The 13938-nt window shown below is 72.1% G+C and carries 11 protein-coding genes; 6 read left to right on the forward strand and 5 right to left on the reverse strand.

What is annotated here, in order from left to right; genetic code table 11:
* Nucleotides 1–178 precede the first annotated feature (178 nt).
* Entirely contained in the window at nucleotides 179–2392 is a 2214-nt protein-coding gene (locus tag ASD62_RS02140; RefSeq protein ID WP_056914563.1) for an ATP-binding protein, read from the forward strand.
* Here ASD62_RS02140 and ASD62_RS02145 read toward each other — a convergent pair.
* Nucleotides 2389–3561: an acyl-CoA dehydrogenase family protein gene (locus tag ASD62_RS02145; protein WP_056914564.1), complete on the reverse strand. Its 1173-nt coding sequence runs from the start codon at nucleotides 3559–3561 to the stop codon at nucleotides 2389–2391. The genes ASD62_RS02140 and ASD62_RS02145 overlap by 4 nt on opposite strands.
* A complete protein-coding gene (locus ASD62_RS02150; RefSeq protein ID WP_056914565.1) occupies nucleotides 3542–4444 on the reverse strand; it encodes a homocysteine S-methyltransferase family protein in 903 nt (300 codons plus the stop codon). Before ASD62_RS02150 ends, ASD62_RS02145 begins: the two co-directional genes overlap by 20 nt.
* A 283-nt stretch (nucleotides 4445–4727) precedes the next feature.
* Here ASD62_RS02150 and ASD62_RS02155 point away from each other — a divergent pair, with 283 nt between their 5' ends.
* Both ASD62_RS02155 and ASD62_RS02160 read left to right on the forward strand, forming a co-directional pair.
* Nucleotides 4728–6143: a hemolysin family protein gene (locus ASD62_RS02155; protein ID WP_056914566.1), complete on the forward strand. Its 1416-nt coding sequence runs from the start codon at nucleotides 4728–4730 to the stop codon at nucleotides 6141–6143.
* The gene (locus ASD62_RS02160; RefSeq protein WP_056914567.1) at nucleotides 6140–7147 is read left to right on the forward strand and encodes a CNNM domain-containing protein; all 1008 of its coding nucleotides are present in this window, start codon (nucleotides 6140–6142) and stop codon (nucleotides 7145–7147) included. The genes ASD62_RS02155 and ASD62_RS02160 overlap by 4 nt, the downstream gene beginning before the upstream one ends.
* A gap of 11 nt (nucleotides 7148–7158) precedes the next feature.
* Here ASD62_RS02160 and ASD62_RS02165 read toward each other — a convergent pair whose 3' ends face one another.
* Complete coding sequence (locus tag ASD62_RS02165) at nucleotides 7159–8127, reverse strand: aldo/keto reductase (RefSeq protein WP_056914568.1); 969 nt, start codon at nucleotides 8125–8127, stop codon at nucleotides 7159–7161.
* A 125-nt stretch (nucleotides 8128–8252) separates the two neighbouring features.
* On the opposite strand from ASD62_RS02165, the gene ASD62_RS02170 reads away from it, so the two are divergent.
* Nucleotides 8253–9179: an acetamidase/formamidase family protein gene (locus ASD62_RS02170; protein ID WP_056917091.1), complete on the forward strand. Its 927-nt coding sequence runs from the start codon at nucleotides 8253–8255 to the stop codon at nucleotides 9177–9179.
* A gap of 12 nt (nucleotides 9180–9191) precedes the next feature.
* On the opposite strand, the gene ASD62_RS02175 is transcribed toward ASD62_RS02170, so the two are convergent.
* Entirely contained in the window at nucleotides 9192–9968 is a 777-nt protein-coding gene (locus ASD62_RS02175; protein ID WP_056914569.1) for an isocitrate lyase/phosphoenolpyruvate mutase family protein, read from the reverse strand.
* 118 nt (nucleotides 9969–10086) lie between these two features.
* Between ASD62_RS02175 and ASD62_RS02180 the strand changes: the two genes are divergently transcribed.
* Both ASD62_RS02180 and ASD62_RS02185 read left to right on the forward strand, forming a co-directional pair.
* The gene (locus ASD62_RS02180; protein WP_056914570.1) at nucleotides 10087–10965 is read left to right on the forward strand and encodes a hypothetical protein; all 879 of its coding nucleotides are present in this window, start codon (nucleotides 10087–10089) and stop codon (nucleotides 10963–10965) included.
* 209 nt (nucleotides 10966–11174) lie between these two features.
* The gene (locus ASD62_RS02185) at nucleotides 11175–11441 is read left to right on the forward strand and encodes a hypothetical protein (RefSeq protein WP_056914571.1); all 267 of its coding nucleotides are present in this window, start codon (nucleotides 11175–11177) and stop codon (nucleotides 11439–11441) included.
* A 62-nt stretch (nucleotides 11442–11503) separates the two neighbouring features.
* On the opposite strand, the gene ASD62_RS02190 is transcribed toward ASD62_RS02185, so the two are convergent.
* Nucleotides 11504–13921 (reverse strand): glycoside hydrolase family 31 protein, encoded by a 2418-nt coding sequence (locus ASD62_RS02190; protein WP_082580516.1) that lies wholly within the window; start codon nucleotides 13919–13921, stop codon nucleotides 11504–11506.
* Nucleotides 13922–13938 lie beyond the last annotated feature (17 nt).

The following is a 13938-nucleotide window of genomic DNA, read 5'->3' on the forward strand; positions in this document are numbered from 1 at the left end:
GCGGACAGGGGTATGGCGCCGCCGCGCCATACCCCTGTCCCCCACTGGTGCGGCGCGTTGGTGGGATAACGGGCCGCGTTCGGGCAGAATCGCCCTCGTCCCCTCCCCCCGGCCGAGAGTCAGGTGTTCGCGTGTCCGTTGCGCGCGTCGTGCCCGTCCCGAGCCCGGGACGGACCCCGTGAGGTCCGGCAGCCACCGCCCCACACCCGCACGCCGAGCCGCCGACGGCCACCCGGACGTCCCGCAGGGCGCCAGCGCCACCGTGCACGTCCGCGAGCCCGTGGTCAGGGTCGGCCCGGACGGGGCCCTGCGCACCTGGTTCGACGGGCTGCCCGACGGGGTCCGCCCCGTCGTGGCCCTCACCGGCCTGCTGGGCACCGTCCTCGCACTCACCAGCACCTCCGTGGTCCTGGCCCCGTCGGGATCCAGCGTGGCGGCGTGGTGGCCGGCCGCAGGGGTCTCCGTTGCTGCGCTCCTCTGGCTGCGCGGGCGGCAGCGCTGGGTGCTCGGCGCCGGGCTGTTCGTGGTCTCCGTCATCGGCAACCTCCTCGGTGACCGGTCCCTGCCCGTCGCACTCGGGTTCGCTGCCGCGAACCTCGCCGAGACCGTCGTCGTCACCGTCCTGCTCGTCCGCGCCGGCGGGGCCCGGACCGCACTCGCGTCGATGGCCGGACTCGGTCACTTCCTCAAGGCGTGCACGGCGGGGGTCGCGGTCATCGCCGTGGGAGCCGGTGTCACCGTCCAGCTCTCCGGCACCGGGGACTTCCTCGACGTGGCCCGCGCCGTCGGCGCCTCGCACGGGGCGGCCCTCCTGCTGGTGCTGCCGTGGTTCCTCGGCGCCTCTCCGACGCCGCGCCGGCGCCGGACCGAGCGCATCACCCAGTGGCTGGCCCTGCTGGCCGTGGTCGCGCTCGTCTTCGCCCCGGGACAGAGCCTGCCACTGGCCTTCGTCCCGTTCGTCCCGCTGATGTGGGGCGCGGTGCGGATGGGCCAGCGCACGGTCTGTGCGCAGCTCGTGACGGCAGGCATCCTCGGCACCGTGCTCAGCTCCCTGGGAGGAGGGCCGTTCGCGCACATGTCGGCGGGTCGGCCGCCCGAGGTCATCACGGCCCTGGTGCAGGCGTTCGTGGTCAGCGCGGCCCTCCTCGTCCTCCCGCTGTCCGTGGCCATCCGGCAGCGCCAGGTCGCGATGACCGAGCTGGAGCGCAGCGAGGCGTTGTTCCGCCACGGCTTCAACGGCGCGCGAGTCGGCATGCTGCTGCTGCGTAGACGAGAGGGTGCCCTGCGGGTGGTCGAGCTCAATGCCGTGGCCCTGCGCCTGCTCACGGGCGACGACGGACGCACCGAGGCCGACCTGCTGGACGAGAGCTGGTCGCTGCTGCTCGACCCCGTGAGCGCCCTCGAGGTCGACTCCGTGGTCCCGGGGTCCCCCGTGTCGGTGCTCAGCGACGACGAGGCCTCACCTGGCTGGCAGGGCGAGGTGCAGGTGGCGCGTCCCTCGCGGGCCTGGCTCGAGGTGACGCTGTCCCCCCTCGACGAGTACGGCGGCGACCTCTACACGGCCCAGCTCGTCGACGTCACCGAGCGGCGCGAGGCCGAGGCCCAGCTGCGCTCGGCCCTGGACAAGGAGCGTCGGGCGGTGGAACGGCTCACCGAGCTCGACCAGGCCAAGGACGACTTCGTCACCAACATCAGCCACGAGCTGCGCACGCCGATCACCAGCGTCATCGGCTACGCGGAGATGCTCACCGAGGGTGACGCCGGGGACCTCAACCGCCTCCAGCTGAGCATGGTCGAGAAGGTCGAGCGCAACGCCGGCCGCCTGCTGTCCCTCATCGAGGACGTGCTGGCGGTGTCGCGGGTCGATGCGGGCAGCTTCTCGTTCACCCCCACCGAGGTGGACGTCGTCCACTGCTCGTGGCAGGCGTGCGAGGCCCTCGAGAAGATGGCTCGCGACGCCGAGGTCACCCTGGCCGTCGTCGCGCCCCACGACCCCGTCCTCGTCGCCGGCGACGTGGGACAGCTGGAGCGGGCCCTGCTCAACCTGGCCTCCAACGCCGTGAAGTTCACCCCCGCGGGTGGTCGGGTGACCGTGCGCGTCGACGAGACCGACGACGACACCGTGCGGATCGCGGTGGAGGACACCGGCATGGGCGTCCCCGAGGCCGAGGCGCACCGCCTGTTCGAGCGGTTCTTCCGGTCCAGCACGGCCCAGGCCGAGGCCATCCAGGGCACGGGACTCGGCCTGACCATCGTCAACTCCATCGCGCGAGCCCACCACGGCGAGATCGACTACGCGCCGCGGCCCGGCGGCGGGTCGGTCTTCACGATCACGCTGCCCCGCATCCACGCCACCGGGGTGCGGGCGCCGGCCCGGGGCCACCTCGGCTAGACGAAGGCGCCGATGCCGGTGATCTCGCGGCCGACGATGAGGGTGTTGATCTCGCGCGTGCCCTCGTAGGAGTAGATCGCCTCCGCGTCCGCCACGAACCGGCCGACCTGGTGGTCGAGCAGGATCCCGTTGCCGCCCAACAGCTCGCGGGCATAGCCCACGGTCTCGCGCATGCGCACGGTGCAGAACGCCTTCGCCAGGGAGGCCTGGGCGTCGGTGGCCTTCCCCGCGTCCTGCAGGTGGCTCAGCTGCACGCACAGGGCTGCCGAGGCCGTCGTGTTGCCGAGCATCTGGACCAGCAGGTCCTGGATGAGCTGGAACCCACCGATCTTCTGCCCGAACTGCTCCCGCTCGGTGGCGTAGGCCAGCGCGTGCTCGTAGGCCCCCAGCGCACAGCCCACCGCCATCCAGGCCACCCCGGCCCGGGTCATGAGCAGGACCCGACCGGTGTCGTCGAAGGAGTTCGCGTGCTGCAGCCGGTTTGCCTCGGGCACCCGCACCCCGTCGAGCGTGATGTGCGCGTTCTGCACGACGCGCAGCGCGATCTTGTCGCCGATCGCCTCGGTGCTGAACCCCGGGGTGTCCTTCTCGACGACGAACCCGAGCACCTCGTCGCTGGTCGTGTCGCGCGCCCAGATGATCGTCAGGTCGGCGAAGGTCGCGTTGCCGATCCACTTCTTCTCGCCGTCGAGCACCCACTCGTCGCCGTCGCGGGTGGCGGTGGTGGTCAGCCCACCGGCGGCACCCGACCCGGCGTCGGGCTCGGTGAGCCCGAAGGCACCGATCTTCTCCCACCGCGCCATGGCCGGGAGCCAGCGCTCCTTCTGCTCGTCGGACCCGCAGAGCTGGATCGAACCCATGGCCAGGCCGCTGTGGACGCCGTGGAACGTCGCGATCGACGGGTCGACCCTGGCCATCTCCATCGCGAGCATCCCGTCGAGCAGGAACCTGCGCTTGCCCCCACCCGGTCCGTCGAACGCGAGGCCTGCCGTGCCCAGGGCCGCCAGCCCCGGGATGATCTCGAACGGGAAGGTCGCGTGCACCCAGTGGTCGGTGATGATCGGTGCCACCTCGCGAGCGAGGAACTCCCTCATCCCCAGCAGGACCTCGCGCTCGTCGTCGTCGAGGTGGCCTTCGAGGCCGTAGAAGTCAGTCGTCGGTGCGCCCATGCTCCAGCACGCTAGCCGCGATCGCCCGCACGTGCCGGTCGTCGGTGCCGCAGCAGCCCCCGACCACGTCCACGGCCGGCATCCGTTGCAGCAACGCGGCATACGCCCGGCCGAGCTCGTCCGGGTCGCCGGCGTCCAGCTCCTCGGCGGCGTCGAGCTCCGCATGGCTCATCCGGGAGGCGTTGCCGCGGAACCCGACCAGTCGGCCGACCCAGTCCCCGTCGTCGAGGGCGGGCGCGACGTGGTCGGGGTGCGCGCAGTTCACCATGAAGCCCGTCGCCGACCCGTCCGTCTCGTGGTCCACCACCTCCAGGGCCTCCCGCAGGCCGACACCGCCGGGGAGGCGACCGTCGGTCTCCACCGTGAACGACACCACTGCCGGGATCCCCACGTCGCGAGCCGCCCGGACGAACCCGACCGCCTCCGCGACGTACGTGACCGTCAGCAGGGCGACCTGGTCCGCGCCCGCCTCGGCGAGCGCCGCGACCTGCGGCCGGTGGTAGGCCTGCGCCCCTTCGGCCGCCATCTCGTGGCCCACGACGTACCCGTCGCCCCGGGGGCCGAGGACCCCGTTGACGCTGGCCGAGGGCAGCTGGTCGGCGAGCTCCCGGGCGAACTGCACGGCCTCCGTGTTGACCTCGCGCAGCGCCGCCTCGTCGTACCCCAGCCGGGTGCCCCAGTCCGCGTTCGCGCGCCACGTCACCGTGTCGACGAGGAAGTGGGCTCCCGTCCCGCGGGCCAGCTCGAGGTATGGCGCCCAGTACGTCCGGAGCGCGGCCCGCCCCTGCTCGTCGTCGAGCAGCGGGAAGGCGGCGAAGTCCGGCAGGTCGAGGCCCTGGTGGAAGATCAGCGAGGTCTCGAGGCCGCCGTCGGTGAGGCGCACCCGTCCACGGTAGACCGGCCCGTCCCTCGCGTCGACGGGCTCGCGCGTCCGTTGCCGCCCCGGTGCGGCAGGATGGGTGCGCTGCCGGGATCCCACGGACTCCCAGGGAACCCACGGGAATCCACGGGAACCCACGGAACCCCGGAGGGCACTGCGGCGTTGCCACCACCGAGTGACCCTGTCCGCACCAGAGCACCCGACCACGGAGATCCATGGAACCCCCCAGTACGCCGGGACGCGCCCGGCGCGTCGGTCCCACCCCACCCCACGGGGGAGCTGACGCGTGACCGCGGTGCTGTCCCTCCTGCTCGGCATCCTCGTCGTCCTGCTCATCACCGCCCTCACCGGCTACTTCGTGGCCCAGGAGTTCGCCTACATGGCCGTGGACCGGTCCCGCCTGGCCTCCCGTGCCGAGGCCGGTGACCCGGTCGCCGCCCGCGCTCTTGCGGTCACCCGGCGCACGTCCTTCATGTTGTCCGGAGCCCAGCTCGGCATCACCGTCACCGGGCTCGTGGTCGGTTACGTGGCTGAACCGCTGATCGGTGAGTCCTTCTCGGACCTGCTCGGTGGCACGCCCGTGCCGACCGGTGTCGGACTGGCCGTCGGCACGGTGATCGCCCTCGGGTTCTCCACCGTGGTGCAGATGGTCTTCGGTGAGCTCTTCCCGAAGAACCTCGCCATCGCCCGGCCCGAGCCGATCGCGCGCTGGCTGTCGCGGTCGACGACGATCTACCTCACGGTCTTCGGGTGGCTGATCCAGGTGTTCGACCGGGCGTCCAACGTCCTGCTGCGTGCCCTGGGCATCCAGCCGGTCCACGACGTCGAGCACTCCGCGAGTGCCCGCGACCTCGAGCACATCGTCGCGGAGTCGCGCGAGAGCGGAGACCTCTCCCCCGAGCTGTCGCTGCTGCTCGAACGCGTCCTCGACTTCCCCCGGCGCGACGTCGAGCACGCGATGGTCCCCCGTCCGCGGGTGGACACGGTCGACCCGCGCCACACCGTCGACGACGTCCGCAGCCTCATGGCGGCCGGCCACTCCCGCTACCCCGTGCTGGCCGAGGACGGAAACAGCGTGCTGGGGGTGGTCGAGCTGTACGACGTGCTCGCCACCTCCGGCCTCGGCGCCCGGTCGGTCACCGAGCTCATGCAGGAGCCGGTCGTGGTGCCGACGACGATGGCCCTGCCCGACGCCGTCCGCGAGCTCGTGGGGCGACGGCGTGAGCTGGCCTGCGTGATCGACGAGTACGGCTCGTTCGCCGGCATCCTCACGCTCGAGGACATGGCGGAGGAGCTCGTGGGCGAGCTGACGGACGAGCACGACGACGCCGTGTCGGAGCCGGTCCCCGCACCCGACGCGGACGGTTCGTGGCTGCTCTCCGGCGACCTGCCCCTGGACGAGGCCGAGCGCCTGCTGGGCCGAGCCCTCCCCGTCGGTGACCACGAGACCGTGTCCGGCCTCGTCATCGCCCACCACGGGGCGCTGCCGGACCCCGGTGACACCGTGGTCGTCGAGCTGCCGATCGACCCGGCCGAGCTGGCCGAGGACGGCGAGCCGACGCCCTACGTCGCCGTCATCGAGGTGCTCGAGGTCGAACGGTATGTTCCCGCGAGCGTCCGACTGCGGGTCGAGCGGGCCCCCGAGCCGCAGAGCGGCGAGGCGGATGCCGCTGGACCGCACCAGCCCGAGGAGCAGTCATGAGCAACACCTGGGTGATCCTCGCGGCCACCGTCGCCATCATCGCGCTGTCCGCGTTCTTCGTCGCGATCGAGTTCGCGCTCATGTCGGCCAAGCGGCACCGGCTCCAGGACGCGGCGCACCACAGCCGGGCCGCACGTGCCGCGCTGCGCAGCTCGCACGAGCTGACCCTGCTGCTCGCCGGCTCCCAGCTCGGCATCACCGTCTGCACCCTGGCCCTCGGTGCGATCACCAAGCCGGCGGTCCACCACTGGTTCATGCCGCCGCTGGAGGCCACCGGCCTGCCGGTCTGGGCCGCCGACGTCGTCGCCTTCGTCCTCGCCCTGGTGGTGGTGACGTTCCTGCACCTCGTCGTGGGCGAGATGGCGCCGAAGTCGTGGGCGATCGCCCACCCCGAGCGTTCCGCCACGATGCTGGCGCTGCCGATGCGGGGGTTCATGTGGGCGACCCGGCCCCTGCTGCGGTCCCTCAACGCGGTCGCCAACTGGTGCCTGCGCCGGGTCGGGGTCGAGCCGACGGACCAGGTGGCCTCGGGCCGCAGCCCCGAGGACCTGCGGTCCCTGCTGGAGCACTCCACCAGCGTCGGGACGCTCGACACGGCGTACTCCGCCCAGCTCTCCGGGGCGCTGGACCTCCAGACGCTCACGCTGGCGGACCTGGTCGACGACCATGGGGCCCTGACCTCGGTCGGGGTCGATGCGACGGCGGCCGACCTCTGGGAGACCTCGCGGCGCACCGGCCACCTCCGGGTCCTGGTCCGCGACGGACGCAGCGTCCTGGGCGTCGTCCACGTCCGCGACGCCCTCACCTCGGATCCCGGGCAACCGGTGACCGTGATCATGCGCCACCCCGAGACGATGCCACCGTGTGCCCTGGTCCACCAGGCCCTGACCCGGATGAAGCAGACCAGCACCCAGCTGGTCGTCGTTGCCGAACCGGGCGGCCCTGCGCTCGGGGTGGTCGGGGTCCCCGACATCCTGCAACGCCTGATGCCCGAACCGGCCTGACCGGCTGCGGGCTAGAACCCCGCGGGGGCGTGCGGCACGTACGGTGCCTCGAGCCTCGCGACCTCGTCGTCGGTGAGCTCCAGGTCCAGGGCCGCCACGGCGTCCTCGAGGTGGCCCGCCCGGGTCGCCCCGACGATCGGTGCGGTCACCACCGGGTTCCGCAGCACCCAGGCCAGCGCGACCTGCGCCCTGGGCACGCCCCTGGCCGCCGCCACCTCGCCCACGGCCTCGACGACGGCCCGGTCGGCCTCGCCGTACAGGGTCCGGCCGAACTCGTCGGTCTCGCTGCGACTGGTCTGCTCGCCCCACTCCCGGGTGAGCAGGCCGCGCGCCAGCGGGCTCCACGGGATGACCCCCACCCCCTGGTCGGCGCACAACGGCAGCATCTCGCGCTCCTCCTCGCGGTTGAGGAGGTTGTAGTGGTCCTGCATCGACACGAACGGCGTCCACCCGTTGGCCCGTGCGGTCTCCTGCGCCTTGGCGAACTGCCACGCCCACATCGACGACGCCCCGAGGTAGCGCACCTTCCCCGACCGGACGACGTCGTGCAGTGCCTCCATCGTCTCCTCGACCGGCGTGTGCGGGTCCCAGCGGTGGATCTGGTAGAGGTCGACGAAGTCGGTGCCCAGGCGCGCGAGGCTGGCGTCGATGGCGGCGAGGATCGCCTTGCGGGACAGCCCGGCGCCGTTCGGCCCGTCGTGCATGCGGCCGTGCACCTTGGTCGCGACGACGAACTCGTCGCGGCGCCCGTACTCCGCCAGGGCGCGTCCGACGATCTCCTCGCTGCTGCCTGCCGAGTAGACGTTCGCGGTGTCGAAGAACGTGATCCCCGCCTCCACGGCCTGACGCAGCAGTGGCCGGCTGGCCTCCTCGTCGAGGGTCCAGGAGTGGTTGCCCCGGTCCGGCTCGCCGAAGCTCATGCACCCCAGCACGATCCGTGAGACATCCAGTCCGGTGGATCCGAGCTTCACGTACTCCATGGGGTCCTCTCCGCAGGGGCCACGGCCGGACGGCTGTGGCAGGGTCGGTCCCATCGTCACCTCGGCTGCCCCGCACCGCCACCCGGCACCAGCCCACCCCCACCCGGACCACCACCTGGAGCACCGTGATCCACCACCTCCCCGTCAGCCCCGCCACCGTCGTCGAGACCGTCTCCCGGGACAGCCCCCCGGTGCTCACGGTGCAACCCGGTGACACCGTCGTCCTGGAGTCGCTCGACTCGGGCGGCCACCTCGAGCGCCAGACCTTCCCCGGTGAGGACCGCCCGCGGATGTTCACTCCCCGCCGTGGTCACTGCCTGACCGGGCCCGTGGCCGTCGACGGAGCGCGTCCCGGCGACGTGCTCGCGGTGCACTTCTCCGCCATCGACCCCGGTCCGTGGGGCTGGACCGCCTCCGGCGGCGCCGACTCGTGGCTCAACCACCGTCTCGGACTGGGCGAGGGGCACGGTGGGCACCTCCTGTGGGAGGTCGACACCGCCGCGGGCCTGGCCCGCAGCCACCTCGGGTATGCCGTGCCGCTGGCACCGTTCCTGGGCGTCGTCGGCGTGGCGTGCGACGTCGACGGAGAGCTGTCGACCGTGCCTCCGAGGCCGGAGAGCGGCGGCAACATGGACTGCCGCGACCTCGTGGCCGGTTCGACGCTGTTCCTGCCCGTCAACGTCCCGGGCGCCCTCCTCACGGCGGGCGACGGCCACGCGGCCCAGGGCCACGGAGAGGTCGGCGGGACCGCGATCGAGTGCCCGATGACGACGACGATGGCGCTCGACGTCGTCGTCGACCCGCCGTTGCGGACCGTGCACGCGCTCACCCCGACCGCCCGGCTGACCCTGGGGTTCGACACCGACCTCAACACCGCCACAGCTGCCGCCCTCGACGCGATGGTCACGTGGATGGAGTCGCTGCTCTCGGTCACCCGCGCCGAGGCCCTGGGGCTGTCGAGCGCAGCGGTCGACCTGCACGTCACCCAGGTCGCCAACCAGACCTGGGGTGTGCACGCCTCACTCGGCCACGAGGCCCTGCTGCGCGGGTGACCCTCCCGGCCGTCAGTTGAGCTTGCGGGTGCCCTCCGGCAGTCCGCCACCGGCATACACGTCCTCGGCGAGCTCGGCCAGCGCCGTCAGGGCGACGTTCTGGCTCCACGGGCCGTAGGAGACCCGGGCGACGCCCAGCTCCTGGAGGCGGGCCAGCGGCACCGAACCGGGGATGCCGATGACGTTGACCTTCTGGGGGCCGAGCTCGTCGACGAGCCGGCTCACCATGGCCTCGTCCAGGGGTCCCGGGACGAAGAACGTCGAGGCTCCGGCGTCGAGGTAGGCGCGGCCGCGCGCAGCGGCCTCGTCGAGGACCTCCTGCAGGTCGCGGTCCCCGGCCTTGACGAAGGCGTCGGTGCGGGCGTTGAGGACGAAGGGGATGCCGGCCCTCTCCCCGGCGGCGACGGCAGCCTCGACCGCACGGACCGAGTCGGCCAGCGGCTTCATCTGGTCCTCGAGGTTCGCCCCGACGATGCCGACGTCGATCGCGCGGCTCACCGTCTCCCCCGCGTCGCCGTAGCCGCCCTCGAGGTCGGCGGTCACGGGCAGGTCGACCGCGGCCGCGATCCGGCCGACGGCCTCGATCATGAGGTCGCGCGGGATCTGCTCGCCGTCGGGGTAGCCGTAGGAGGCGGCGATCGAGTGGCTGGCGGTCGCCAGCGCCTTGGTGCCGGGGGTGTCCGCGACCACCTTCGCGGTGATGACGTCCCAGACGTTGACGACGAGCAGCAGTTCGGGGTCGGTGTGGAGTCGGAGGAGCTCACGGGCCTTGTCGGCATTGGAGGTCATGACTCGAAATTACCTGAGCCAGAACGAATCGGCCTTCCGAGCGCGAACCGGGACAAGGCGGCGCCCACCCCTTCCCATGGCTGGCGCGGGGCGGCTGGGCGGCGCAAGGATGACCCTCGTGGACGACCGACCCGGGCGGCGCCGCCCGACCTCCGCACCCATGCGGGTCGTGTGGGCCGTGGTCGCCTTCGCCGGGGCCGGGGTGCTGGGACTGCTGCTGGTCCTGCCCCGGACCCGGGTCCTGCGCCCACGCCGAGTCCTGGCCTGCGACCTGTGCCAGCGTCGTCACCGCCGCCTGCTCGCGGCGATGGTCGTCCTCGCCCTGCTGTCGGTCGTGGGGCTCGGGCTCCGGGTGTCGCAGAAGGCGCGGGCACTGCCGGCCTGCGTGGCACCGATCTCGATCTCGGAGGGACGGACCATCGCCGACCCCGTCATGCCGGCCCGGTCGTCGGTGCGCTCGCGCGTCAGGTCGCTGCTCACCGCCCCGGTCAGCGGGCTGGCGCTGGGGTTCGCCGAGCTCAAGGGGCGTGGGCTGTGCAGCGTCGGCGACCCACAGATCACGCTGGCCTTCATCCCGGCCGCCAAGGACCTCCCCGGCAGCATGGTCGGCGAGGTGTTCCTCGCCTCCCCCACCCCCCGCGTGAACCCGGTCCGCGCCAGGCTCCTGGCGCAGCACGAGTCCCGCCACGTGGACCAGTGGGCGGTGTTCACCCTCGTCGGTGGCATCGCCCTGCTGCCTGTCGCGTACCTCGTCGACGACACCCTGTTCCCCGGGTCGGAGAACCACTTCGAGCAGGCAGCCGGACTCGACGACGGCGGCTACCGACCGGTGCCCGACCCACCCGTCGGGCCACAACGATGGGCCGTCGGGCTGTGGGTCGGCGTGCTGCTGCTCCTCGCGCGACGCCGGATCCGCTGGGCGGTGCGCACCGCGGTCCGGCGGCGCAGCACGCACAGCCCTGGGCGCTGCCCGGTCCACACGACCGGCTGGACCTGAGGGGCTGGAGCGGTGGTGCTGCCGTCGCAGGCCACGTCGGCACGAGCGGGCGTTGCTGACGCTCGGCGGAGGAAGGCCATCGCAGGAACCGCCCGTCCGTGGATCGACGTCGTGCGATGCGTGCGCCCATGAGCCCTGCTACCGTCCGAGAATCGCCCCGGACCCCGGCGGGTCCTGCATCGACCCCGCCCGTGGAAGGTCCACCTCCGATGACCGCATCTGTCGACGCCACCTCGCCGGTCCCCTTCGACCCGGGTGCCATCACCTCCACCGTTCCCCCACTCGAGCTCGAGCTCATGACCGCCATCGCCGAGGACGCCGGCCGCGCCGCCGCCTCGGGGTCCGACGCATCCCCGTTCGACGCCTCACCCGCCATGCGCGTCGTGTGCCGAACCCCCGGGGGTGGGCGGATGGTCGCCGCCGCGCGGCTCTACCGGGCCGCGTACCAAGGCGCCCTCGAACCCGACCTGGACTGAGCCGGCGTCACCAGGACGTCGAGTGGTTGACGCACCCCTGCGCGCAGATGTCGCGGGACCGGTCAGAGCACGAAGGTCGCCATGAACTCCTCTGCACCCACGGGCAGCACCGCCACCGCGTCCCGGACCGGCACCTCGGTCCCGTCCAGGTCCACGCTCGCCGGGGCAGCCCCGTGCAGCACGAGGTGGAATGCGCGACGCCGGAACTGCGGATAGCCCTCGCCCTCCACCCCGGCCCGCAGCGACACCGAGGCACCGTCCCGCGTCAGCGTGAACGTCGTCCGCCAGGCAGCCCCCTGCACCGACGCGGTCGTCAGGCCGTCGTCCTCGACCAGTCGTGACGTGTGCACGCCGTCCGACCGGGGGACGAAGACGTGCAGCTCGACCGCCTCGGGGTGGTGGCCGTCGGTCGATGCCGGGGCCTCCACCCACATCGGCACAACCGCTCCCCCACGGGCGTAGACCGGGATGCGGTCCATCGGTGTCGCGGCCACGACGAACGAGCGGCCGGGCAGCACCTCGTCGGAGTGCCAGTCGTACCAGTCCCCCTCGGGCAGGTAGACCTGCCGGGAGGTCGTCCCGGCGTCGATCACCGGGGCGACGAGCAGGTCGGTCCCGAACAGGTACTGGTCGTCGATGTCGCGGACGGTGCCGTCGTACTGGTGGTCGAACACCAGGGGCCGCTGCACCGGCTCACCGGTCTCGGAGGCCCGGACGAATGCTGTGTAGATGTAGGGGAGCAGGCGGTACCTCAGGCGCACCGCCTCGCGGACGAGGTCCTGGACCACCGGCCCGAACGCCCAGGCGTACTGGTCGACGTTCCCCATCATCGAGTGGTTGCGGCAGAACGGTGTCAGCACGCCGTACTGCATCCACCGGGTGAAGAGCTCGGGGTCGGAGCTGCCCGCGAACCCACCCACGTCGGCACCGACGAACGCCTGGCCCGACACCCCGAAACCAGAACCCATGGCGATGCTCAGCCAGAGGTGGTCCCACCGGGAGAGGTTGTCGCCCATCCAGTTCGCGGCATACCGCTGGATGCCCGCGAACCCGGCGCGCGACAGGATGAACGTGCGCAGCTCCGGCATCGCTGCCCGCAGGCCCTCGGTGGTGCCCATGGCCATGAGCAACGCGTACTGGTTGCGGTAGCGGTCGTGGGAGAACTCGCCGTGCCCGAACCGCATGCCGTCGGGCGCGATCGACCCGGTGGCCGGCCCGTTCATGTCGTTCCAGATCCCGGCCAGGCCGGACTGGACGTGCCTGGCGTTGAGCTCTCCCCACCACGCGCGCGCCTCGGGCGTGACGAAGTCCGGGAACGCGGTGTTGCCGGGCCAGACCTGGCCGATGTAGGTGTCACCGCCCTCGGTCCGGCAGAAGACGTCGCGCTCGAGCCCGTCGTCGAACACGGCGTACCCCGGGTCCCACTTCACGCCGGGGTCGATGATGGTGATCACCTTGAACCCCTGGTCGGACAGCCGCTCCAGCATCCCCGGGGCGTCGGGGAACTTGTCGGTGTCCCAGGTGAAGACGCGGTAGCCGTCCATGTAGTCGATGTCGAGCCACAGTGCGTCACACGGGATCTCGTCGTCCCGGTGCCGCTGGCCGAGCGCCTCGACCGCCTCCTGGGTGTAGTCGAACCAACGGCACTGGTGGTAGCCCAGCGACCACAGGGGAGGGAGCTGGGTGCGTCCCGTGAGCGCGGTGTACCCCGTGAGGATCGCGGGCATGTCCGGGCCCGCGAAGATGTACTCGGTCCACTGACCGCCGCGGAAGGTCATGCGGTACTCGTCGTGGGCGGAGAACTCGTACTCACCCCGGTACCCGTTGTCCATGAACGACCCGGCCATCGTCCCCGCCGGGTAGGTCTGGTGGTAGAAGAACGGGATCGTCACGTAGAACGGGTCGAACTCGACGCTGGTGCGGTCGCCGCGCGGGTCACCCGCTTCCTTGCCGGCGGTGAACTCCCCTGCCGCGTCAGGGCTGAGGACGTCGGTGTTCCACATCGTGAAGCCCCGACCCTTGCGGTTGTGCCGTCCCGACTTCTCCCCCAGCCCGAAGACGGCGTCCTCCTGCCGACAGCGCCGACGAATCGTGAAGGTGTCGTTGAGCGTGGCGTACCCCCAGTAACGGCCGTGCTCGTCGGCAGCGGTCTCCACCACCGCGGTGCCGTCGGTGCGGTGCACGTCGAGGCGGAACGGCTCCAGCCACAACGACACGACCATCGCGGAGGTCCTGACGGTCACTCGCTGGTCGTCGCGGTCCACGGTGAAGTCGACCGGGCCCGACAGCGGGTCGACGCAGACCGCGAACGTCGGCTCCTCGTCGAACACCCCGCCACGGCTCATCTTCACGCGCACGACGTCGTCGCTGACGAGGTCCACCCGCAGCTGTTCGGTCTCCACCTCGGCGAGCAGCCCGCGGTCCGTGGCCGTCACCTCCCCGACCTTCTCGAAGCGGATGAAGTGGTCGGTCTGCAGCACGGGAGGACCTCTCGGCA

This window comes from Phycicoccus sp. Root563 (genome assembly GCF_001427915.1).
Classification (GTDB): Bacteria; Actinomycetota; Actinomycetes; order Actinomycetales; family Dermatophilaceae; genus Pedococcus.

Bases quoted from the DNA above. Each gene is read 5' to 3' on its own strand.
- ASD62_RS02145 (WP_056914564.1), bottom strand. From the start codon at position 3,561: ATGGGCGCACCGACGACTGACTTCTACGGCCTCGAAGGCCACCTCGAC.
- ASD62_RS02160 (WP_056914567.1), top strand. From the start codon at position 6,140: ATGAGCAACACCTGGGTGATCCTCGCGGCCACCGTCGCCATCATCGCG.
- ASD62_RS02165 (WP_056914568.1), bottom strand. From the start codon at position 8,127: ATGGAGTACGTGAAGCTCGGATCCACCGGACTGGATGTCTCACGGATC.
- ASD62_RS02175 (WP_056914569.1), bottom strand. From the start codon at position 9,968: ATGACCTCCAATGCCGACAAGGCCCGTGAGCTCCTCCGACTCCACACC.
- ASD62_RS02185 (WP_056914571.1), top strand. From the start codon at position 11,175: ATGACCGCATCTGTCGACGCCACCTCGCCGGTCCCCTTCGACCCGGGT.